We start from the raw sequence: 8,056 nt of genomic DNA, 5'->3' as shown, positions 1-8,056 counted from the left end.
CGATATGGGCGGCGTAGCGGCCGGGCAGTGCCGTTTCGGGCAGGCCGAGCCCGTCGGCGAGCAGACCGGCGACCCGCTGTTGGAGGTGCTCCAGCTCACGGTCGGCTGGCTCACCCTGGGCCCGGTCGTGGTGAAGCATCACGGTCAGTACCACGTAGGTGGTCTCCAGCTCGGCCACCGTCAGGATGGGGGTGGTGCCGCGCCCTGCGCGCAGCGGGGTGTAGTGACCCCACTGGTGGGCCGCCCGCCCGGCGGTGGTGATCATCCAGGGGGTGTAAGGGCCGGGCCCCCGGCGCCGGATGAGCTGGCGGGCCTCCAGCCAACGCAGGGTGATCGGATGGGCTGACTCCATACCCTGGCCGGCCGCGCCGCAGGCCAGGGTGGCCTTCTGCCCGGTGCTGAGCCACCCCAGCAGGGGACGGCCCCGGCGCGGAGCCCGCTCGCGCGTGGTCATCATCGGTCTCTCCTCCGCTGGAGATCTCGGCCGTAAGCCCTGGAGAGAAAGGCGAAGCTGAGCCGAGAGCCGGGGGACAGGTGCGTCGCCTCGCTCCGGAGGCCAGGTGGCGGGCCCGCTGCGCGTTCGGCGGGTCGGCGTGCGTTCATCGTCATCAGGTCGGTGTGTGGGTGGCGGGCTGCCCCGGGCGGGCACCCCGCATCCGTAGTGCGGCCACGGGGATCAGTACGGCGAACCGCGGGGTCCGCCTCCTGCCCGTCGGCCGTGTCCGCGCGCGGGCAGGAGACGGTGTCGGGAGCGGGGACGCCGAAGCTGTGCATGGTGGCAAGCCGGCCGGCGTCCCGCTCGGCCGGATCGGGGGCGCCGGGGGCGAGACTCATCGTGGAGCTCCGGCGGCCTGATGGTCATCGGCCAGCCACGCGTTGAGGTAGCCGAGCATCTGGTCCAGCCGCGCGCCGCAGCCGGGGGCCAGCCGGCCGCCGGTGCCGGGCACCACCCGGATCCCGGAGTCGAGCAGTTCGGCCCGGGTGAGCACGATGCGTCCGCTCTGCCCCGCCAGCACGGCGTCCGGGGTGGCGAAGCCGAAGGTGGTGTCGTCGGTGAGCGTGAGTACCGTGCGCGCTGGCCGCCCCGCGGGCAGGGGCAACAGCAGCGCCACCGCGTGCGCCCGGCTCAGCCGGGGTGGGCGTCCGGTCACCGGCGCTCCCCCCGATCGGTGCTGCGAGGCAGAGGCCGCGGCCCGCGCTCTCGGGCTGCGGGCTCGTCGGCGGCGACGTCCGCGACGTGCTGATGTACTGTGCGGTTGGCCGCCACCATCTCCTCGAAGGAGCCATACAGCTCCGGCCAGCCCGGGCCGGGATCCAGCACGGTGTCGGGCAGCCGGTCGAAGGCGATGGCCAGGCCGACGCGTAGGCTGTTGCGGCCCTCGACGGCCAGCCAGCCGGCACAGGCCAGATCGTCGCCGGTGCCGGGCTCGCCGGGATGACAGCCGAACAGCGAGGCGTCCACGGTCGCGTGGGCGCCGGCGGAGCGGCAGGTGGCGCGCATGGCCTCGAACTGCTCGGGCGTGAAGACGCCCAGTGGCGCGTCACGCCGCAACGAGCACGGAGCGCACGGGAAGCGCCGAAACGGCAGCGGGGTTGCCGGCGGGCGGCCCGGGTCCGACGTCTGCGGCTGGGCAGGCCCGGTGCGGTGGTCCGGGTCCGTCTGGCCGGGCTCCCGCTCGGCGCCGGACCGGAACAGCTCCGTCAGCGGCACCCGCGATCCGCCGTCGGTCTGGTGGAGACCCGGGCGTGACGGTGCGGCTCGGGCATCGCTCGCCGCGATGCGTCCGGCGCTGCGCTCCTCGCCCGTCCGATCCTGCTCCATCGTCATCGAATCTCCTTGAGTGGGAAGGCCCGGGCTTCAGTCCTGGACAGGAAGCGCGCCGTGCCGCGGGCGGAGGGCTGGGCGGCGGGCCGCCGCGGCGGGCGTGGGGTCATGAGCGGTCCTCGTGGCGGCGCCGGGCACCAGGGTGCGCGGCCTCATCCCGGTAGGTGACATTCGCGGTCGGGTGGCACAGAACACGGCCGTCGGGCTCATCGTCGAAGCGGACCAGCAGGTAGCCGCCACGGCAGCCGATGATGGTGCCGGGCCGATCGGCGAGCGTGATCCGGGCGGACCGCTTGGCGGGCACCTGGTAGCGACGGCGCACGTAGGCGGCGCTGTCGCCGCTGACGTCTCGCCACTGTCCCGTCACGTCCTTGAGGGCACAGCTGCCGAGCTGGGCCAGCGTGACCCTGTCGTTGATCTCGGACACGGCGATCGCGTGCCCGTCACACAAGCCGAAGGGCGGCGCACCAAGGCGTTGCGTGGTCCCCTTCCAAGTGATCGGTTCCCTGCACCGTTGATTCAGCCGGTCGCCGGGCCAGCTGCGGTCGCATTCCTGGCACCGGGTGAGGTCGCCGCCGACCGTGAGGGTCGCGCCGTGCTCGGGGCAGACGCCCCAGGCGATGCCGCAGGCGTGGACGGGCAGCGGCACAGTCGTGGCCCGCAGGCTGGCGAGGGCGCCGTCCGTGGCGGCGGAGGGCGAGGCGTCCTCCGGTACCGCGGCGGTGGCCGCACCGGCCCGGTGGCCGGGCAAGGCGCGCAGCAGTTCCGCATGCCGGGCTCTGGCCTGGTCGCCGCCGGGCGTGTTTTCTGGACCGGAGAGCAGGACACCGATCGTGGCCCAGTCGCGGCCGGCGGCGCGGGCCGCGCCCAGCAGGTGCAGCTCATAGCGGTCGAGCATCGCTCGGGCGTGGCCGAGCAGGGTGAGCGCGTCGTCGACGTCGCCGGGCGCCGCCTCCGGGCCGTGCGGATCGGGCGGATGCTGCAGCGCGAGCGCGACGCGTTCCACAGCCTCCAGGGTGGGCAGGGCGTAGTCGGCGTCACGCGCGGCCGCCCGGCGGGCAGCCGCGTCGCCGTGGCGGGCGGCGAGTCGGTGCGCCGCGGTGCGCTCGCGTCGGCTCCGCCCTTCATCGTCGCGGTCGTCCACGCGCTGGTCGTCCATCGGGGCCTTCTCCTCCGGCCGGGGCTCGGTGACGGGGCGGCTAAAGCTGTGCATGGTGGCCGGCTGGCCTGCGTCGGGCCCAGCTCCGGCGAGGGCGGCGGAGCCGGAGGACAGGTCCGTCGCCTCGCTTCGGCGGCCAAGTAGCGCTTCGGCTGTGCGTTCGGCGGCTCGGCGTGCGCTCATCAAGTCGGTGTGTGGGTGGGGGGCGGGGTAGCGGTCATCGCCCATCGCCTGTCTGGCTGCTGGTCGCAGCTGCCGGGAGGTCCCCCTGCGGGAGGTCGGCCGCGATGTGGGCGGCGTAGCGGTTGGGCAGAGCCGCCTCGGACAGGCCGAGCCCGTCGGCGAGCAAGCCGGCTGCCCTGATGGTCTGCAGCACTGCGGCGAACTGAGCGCGCTCGGCGTCGGTCAGGCCGCTCATGCTTGCCCTGGCCGGAGGGTACGGGCGTCGCCGGTGTTGGGTGTTCCACGGTGGCGGTTAGGCAGGGGCGCCGTGCATCGCCCGGTAACCGGGGCCAGCGGGGCTGAGCACTCCCGGCTGGGGACGGTCGGTCTCGTACATCTGACCACACGCTCGTCCCCGAACGCGCTCAGGAGGTCGGCCAACTGCGCGGCGGCGGTGGCGGTTTCCTGCAACGCCTGCCCCTGCCGGTCGACCTGTGCCCGGTGCAAGGCGAGGCGGGCGGTGGAGAACCGGCGGTGCGCCGCCACCAGTTCCGTATCGTCGCGGTGGAGCATGACGAAGCCGAGGGCGGCCTCGTCGAGGAATGCCAGGCCGCCGTCGAGCGGCAGGTGCAGTGGCGGCACCTGCCCGACCGCGGTCAGCAACCGGGCGAGTTCGGCGGCGGTAGGCGTGTCCGGGCCGGTGGGGGCGCCCATGGCTACCATCCGGTCATACAGGCGAAGCGCGAGCTCGCGGGCCAGCTGTCCGAGGGCTTCGCCGCGGTGGCGCGCGGCGAGCTCATCCAGCAGCGCGGCGACGGCCTCCGCCTCGCCTGTCTCCAGCAGCGGCCACGCACGTCCGGGGGCGCCGCCGATGTGATCGGTAGCGCCCCCACGTGCTTACCGGTCGGATTGCGTCCGTTACGCCATCGTCGTCCGGTCCGGAGGTTGATGCCGACGATCCGGCATGCCTCCTTGTTGCTCAAGCCCTGCTGCACGAGCCGCAAGTATGCCGCCCGCTCGCGGGACAGCGCCCTGCGGCCCCGACTGCGTTCCCGGTCCTCCCGAATCTCGAAGTCCATCGCATCCCCTCATCTGGGGTGTTGCGACGACCACTAGAAGAGAAGCGTCGCGGCGGGCCTTTCTAGGCCGGAGTCACGTTTCCCAGCTGACTCTGACGGCATGTGGCAGGGACGTCGGGCACTGCCGGGCACTACCCCCCGAGCTCCCGACCCAGTTCCGCTCTCCGTAGTAGCGGTGCCCGGCACTGTCCTCGTCCCAATGGCACCAGACCACCGCTCGATAGCCTCCCGAACCTCCCGTGCATTTGACATACCCGTACTCTGGCCCGCCGTACGAGAACACCTCCGTCTTACAGTTACTCGGAGCCGCCGCCGCGGTCCCCGGAATCGCCAGCAGGCTCACACCCGCCGCGATGGATAGAGCCACTGCGAGTTTCCGCATGAGGGTCCTTTCGTAGATGAGGCGTGGTTATAGGCCAGAATCACAGAGGCTGGTATGCCGCCGGTATAGCGGTCGCTGGGGGTCAGCTGTGGATGTGCTCGGTGACCTTCGCCTGGAACGCCTCGATGGCCTCCTCGTCGCGGGCGAGCGGCCACCCGCCGGACAGCGTGTACTCCCAGCCGCCGTCGTGGTCGGCGATGTGGAGGAGGTGGAACATCTGCGCCCCGGCCCGGTAGATCAGCCCGACGTACTCGACGTCGCCGCCGCGGGCGCCGCGCACGAACGTGAACGCGTCCACGGTGCAGTCGAACGTCACCGAGGAAGCGGGCTGATCACACGCAACCGGAGAGCGTTCTCTCCTTGAAAGGCTGATCGAGGGTGAGGCGCTGTGCATTCTCCAGTTCGGTCAGTTCCTCGGCGTCGAGTGGCTCCGCGTCGGAGTCGATGTGCCACATGCGCTGGTCGAGCGGGTTGTAGGCGGCGGTGTACGTGTCGAATGTTCCAACTCCGGCGCGACCAACGCGCCGAGACGTGGTGTGATCCCATTCGACCAGCCCGAGTAGCTCGAATATGTCGTAGTGGCCGATGCGGTACGACACCTGGCTGCATGCAGGTGCGGCGAATTGCAGCCCCCTGCCTAGTTCCGGCGTGCCTGCCTGCATGTAAACGTCCATGCCGACCTCGACGTAGGTGGGGATCGTGTTGCTGTTGCTCACAGCCCGGTCCGCGAGGAGGATATGGCTCGCTTGTCGCCGTTCGTCAGCCGGCACCTGGGCGTGCACGGTGCCTACAGTTTCCTGCTTCCCGAGCTGGCCCCTGGAGCGATCCGCAGCCTTCGCGACGCCGACGCCCTTGATGTCGATGACGACGAGATCTGACATCTTCTGGGGTCCGTTTCCGCGCATCAGCAGATCACTTGAGCGGTGACGCAGTCGGCTGCCGGGGAGGGCGGACGGGCTACTTACCTCCGGCGAGCGCAGGGCCGGCAGTCCCCGCGTCAAGCGGGGCCAGTTCAGTGTCGATCTCCACGTCGAGGTGGAAGCGATCGAACCGGCGGGTGGCGACCCTTGCGTCCTGCGGCCGTGGACGTGACGTTGGCCCGTGCAGGCGGGGCCAGTCGGGCGAAGATCGTGCCTCTACCGCCGGCCTCAATGTCGACCTTCGCAAAAGGCGGGATGGGCGTTTCTCCGCTTTCGAGCTGGTATGGGCGGGCACACTGGGGCGCATGCGCAATCCGAACTCCCCCCGCTTCACTTCGCACGCGCCTTTGGACGAGCTGCGCGAGGCCCTGGGATGGCGGGCGGACAGACCCTGGTGGAGTGATCTAGATCTCCTCGACGCCGTGGTGGCTGCCGAGGAGGTGGCAGGGTGGCTGGCGGATCGCCGCCGCTACGACAAGCGCTACCACAAGGGCCCCTGGACCGAAGCGATCAAGGAGTTCACCGCCGCGCTTCCCCGCCTCGGACCGGCTGTCCAAGCCGTGTTGCAACCGCAGCTTCAGGGTGCTCAAGCTGCCCTGGCCGGTTTCCCGGGCGCGGCCGACGATCCTGATCGCGAGCCGGTGAAGCTCGCCCTGGGCGCGCTGCGCCGGCGCTGGGCCGAGCCGCCGGTCCTGGATGCGGCCTGGCAGGATCTGCTCGCCGCCTGCCGTGATGAGGAGGCCTGCGCCGACACGATCGCCGCTCGTCGCGACCTGTTCTGGCGCTTGGCGCGGCTCACCGACTGGCCGCCCGGCGAGCTGAGCAGCGCGCTGTGCTCGCTGCTGGACGGCTCCGTTGCCGATGTGACCTGCGCCCGGGTGCAACTGGATGACATCGACCCTCCGCCGTATGAGCAGTGGGGGGAGCAGGATCAGCGCTCCGACCTGCCGGATGAGGACATCCTGGAGCTGGCCCGCCGGCTGCTGCTGCTTCGTCCGCAGCCGGCCCGTCATGTGATCTGGCTGGCCTTCGTCAATGCCGCATCAGCTTTGACCATGAAGCAGATCGGCCCGGTCACGCTGGTTGACGGGGCGTGGCTGCGCGCGCGGCTGGAGGACGGATCGCCGCATCTGCTTGAGGCCCTCCCGGCGGAGCTGCGCCAATGGCGAGGTGAGGCGGGCTACCGGCATGTGCCGGAAGGAGACGACGTCGTCATGGCACGCGTCGATCTCGGCGACGGCGCCTTCGCCGACCCCGTCGAGACCGCCCGGGAGCGCCTGCACGCCCTGGTCGGCTTGGCCGGATTCCGCGCGGGCCGCAGCGAGTGGACCCCCCTTGAGGGATATCTGCACGCCATCGACGGGGCGATCAGCGGCTGGCAGGTGTTCCGCCTGGTCGGCAGTGAACGACGCCGGCCGCAGGCCGAGCCGATGGGCCGGCTGCTGGGCGAGCTCATCGTCAAGCTGTGGGAGCAGCTGGCCGGCGCCGACAAGGACCTGCGCGAGACCGCGGGAGCGGTGCACTGGTGGCAGGCGGCCCAGCAGCAGCAGCCGCTGTCGGCGCTGGTCTTGAACGTCCGCGTCATCGAGGTCACCGCCGCACGCGTCAGCACGCTGGGATGGACGAGCTACCTGGACACCTACCTCGCCTCGGCATGGATTCGCGCCATCATCTTCGACCATCTGGTCCGGGTGATCGGCGAGGCTCTGAGGGACCCGGAAGGCAAGGCCGTCGGCCATCACGCCGAACTGGGCCTGCTCCGCCGCGACATCGAAGCCGGCAACGCGCCGGGGCTGACCGGGTTCGACGGGGTGGCTGCGGTGAAGGCGCTGCCGCGGCTGATCGAGCTCTATCCCCTGCACTGCCGGGCGGGCCGCCGGCTGCGGCTCCTGGAGGGGCGCCTGGCTTCGCCGGCGGCTCTGGCCGGCTGGGCCGACGACGTCGCCGCCCGCTGGGAGGCGGCGCGAGCACGGCTGCGCCGCGCCCGCAACGCTGTAGCTCATGGCGGGCCGGTGACCAGCGACGTCACCGCCACCCTCGATCAGGTCAGCCGGTATCTGTCGGCATGGTCGCTGTCGCTGCTGCTGGATGGTGATAAGGCCGGCGGGCAGCTGGCCGATCCGCACGAGCAGTTCCGGCGAGAGGCGGATGCGTGGCGCGCCGGGCTGCGTACGGCGCCTGAGGTGCTGCAGGCCCTGTTCACCGACGCGACTTGACGGGCGGGCACGGTCCTCCGCTCCCGAGCGCCGGCCACCGGGGATAGGGGGATGCTGCACTGGCCCGGGAAACCGGGCCTGTTCATTAAGGATCTTGGCACCTCGTACCTCCGTGAGTGCCGGCGCATGTCAGCCCACTGGGGGTGGCCGTCAGAACGGCGCCATGAGCCCCCGAACTAGGTGGATCTTGGCCTCCTGGGCTGCGGTTCCAGAGCCTGGCGGGCATCGGTGCTGACGGGTGTCGTGGCCGTGGTGTGGAGGTCGCTCAGGGCGGTCAGGACGAAGATCGCGGGGTGGGTGGGGTGGTGGTAGG

General features: G+C 71.4%; 9 protein-coding genes and 1 pseudogene. 1 reads left to right on the top strand and 9 read right to left on the bottom strand.

Features of this window, described 5'->3' with window-relative positions; all coding sequences use genetic code 11:
- From GUY59_RS44875 to GUY59_RS44835, 9 genes and pseudogenes are all read right to left on the bottom strand, one after another.
- Window positions 1-457 (bottom strand): hypothetical protein (locus GUY59_RS44875; RefSeq protein ID WP_161715056.1); only part of this gene is annotated, 457 nt, incomplete at its 3' end.
- Between the two features lie 373 nt (window positions 458-830).
- Window positions 831-1,151, bottom strand: coding sequence for a hypothetical protein (locus GUY59_RS44870; RefSeq protein ID WP_138208354.1), 321 nt, complete (start codon window positions 1,149-1,151; stop codon window positions 831-833).
- Window positions 1,148-1,828 carry a DUF6283 family protein gene (locus GUY59_RS44865; RefSeq protein WP_138208353.1) on the bottom strand — a complete coding sequence of 227 codons (681 nt, stop codon included), beginning with the start codon at window positions 1,826-1,828 and terminating at the stop codon, window positions 1,148-1,150. The genes GUY59_RS44870 and GUY59_RS44865 overlap by 4 nt, the downstream gene beginning before the upstream one ends.
- A 103-nt stretch (window positions 1,829-1,931) precedes the next feature.
- Complete coding sequence (locus tag GUY59_RS44860; protein ID WP_161715055.1) at window positions 1,932-3,038, bottom strand: hypothetical protein; 1,107 nt, start codon at window positions 3,036-3,038, stop codon at window positions 1,932-1,934.
- 163 nt (window positions 3,039-3,201) lie between these two features.
- The gene (locus GUY59_RS44855) at window positions 3,202-3,402 is read right to left on the bottom strand and encodes a hypothetical protein (RefSeq protein WP_138208351.1); all 201 of its coding nucleotides are present in this window, start codon (window positions 3,400-3,402) and stop codon (window positions 3,202-3,204) included.
- Window positions 3,399-3,860, bottom strand: a complete 462-nt coding sequence (locus GUY59_RS44850) for a hypothetical protein (RefSeq protein WP_138208350.1) — start codon at window positions 3,858-3,860, stop codon at window positions 3,399-3,401. Before GUY59_RS44850 ends, GUY59_RS44855 begins: the two co-directional genes overlap by 4 nt.
- A 124-nt stretch (window positions 3,861-3,984) precedes the next feature.
- Window positions 3,985-4,225: pseudogene (locus GUY59_RS48075) on the bottom strand (helix-turn-helix domain-containing protein); the annotation flags it as partial.
- 464 nt (window positions 4,226-4,689) lie between these two features.
- Window positions 4,690-4,923 carry a hypothetical protein gene (locus GUY59_RS44840; RefSeq protein WP_138208349.1) on the bottom strand — a complete coding sequence of 78 codons (234 nt, stop codon included), beginning with the start codon at window positions 4,921-4,923 and terminating at the stop codon, window positions 4,690-4,692.
- A 16-nt stretch (window positions 4,924-4,939) separates the two neighbouring features.
- Window positions 4,940-5,488: a hypothetical protein gene (locus tag GUY59_RS44835; protein WP_138208348.1), complete on the bottom strand. Its 549-nt coding sequence runs from the start codon at window positions 5,486-5,488 to the stop codon at window positions 4,940-4,942.
- A 344-nt stretch (window positions 5,489-5,832) separates the two neighbouring features.
- On the opposite strand from GUY59_RS44835, the gene GUY59_RS44830 reads away from it, so the two are divergent.
- Window positions 5,833-7,743, top strand: a complete 1,911-nt coding sequence (locus tag GUY59_RS44830) for a hypothetical protein (RefSeq protein ID WP_138208347.1) — start codon at window positions 5,833-5,835, stop codon at window positions 7,741-7,743.
- Window positions 7,744-8,056: the final 313 nt, after the last annotated feature.

Origin of the sequence: Nonomuraea sp. K271, assembly GCF_009908215.1 — a bacterium.
In the GTDB taxonomy this organism is placed as follows: domain Bacteria; phylum Actinomycetota; class Actinomycetes; order Streptosporangiales; family Streptosporangiaceae; genus Nonomuraea; species Nonomuraea longispora.
This window is presented reverse-complemented; position numbering and strand designations above follow the sequence as displayed.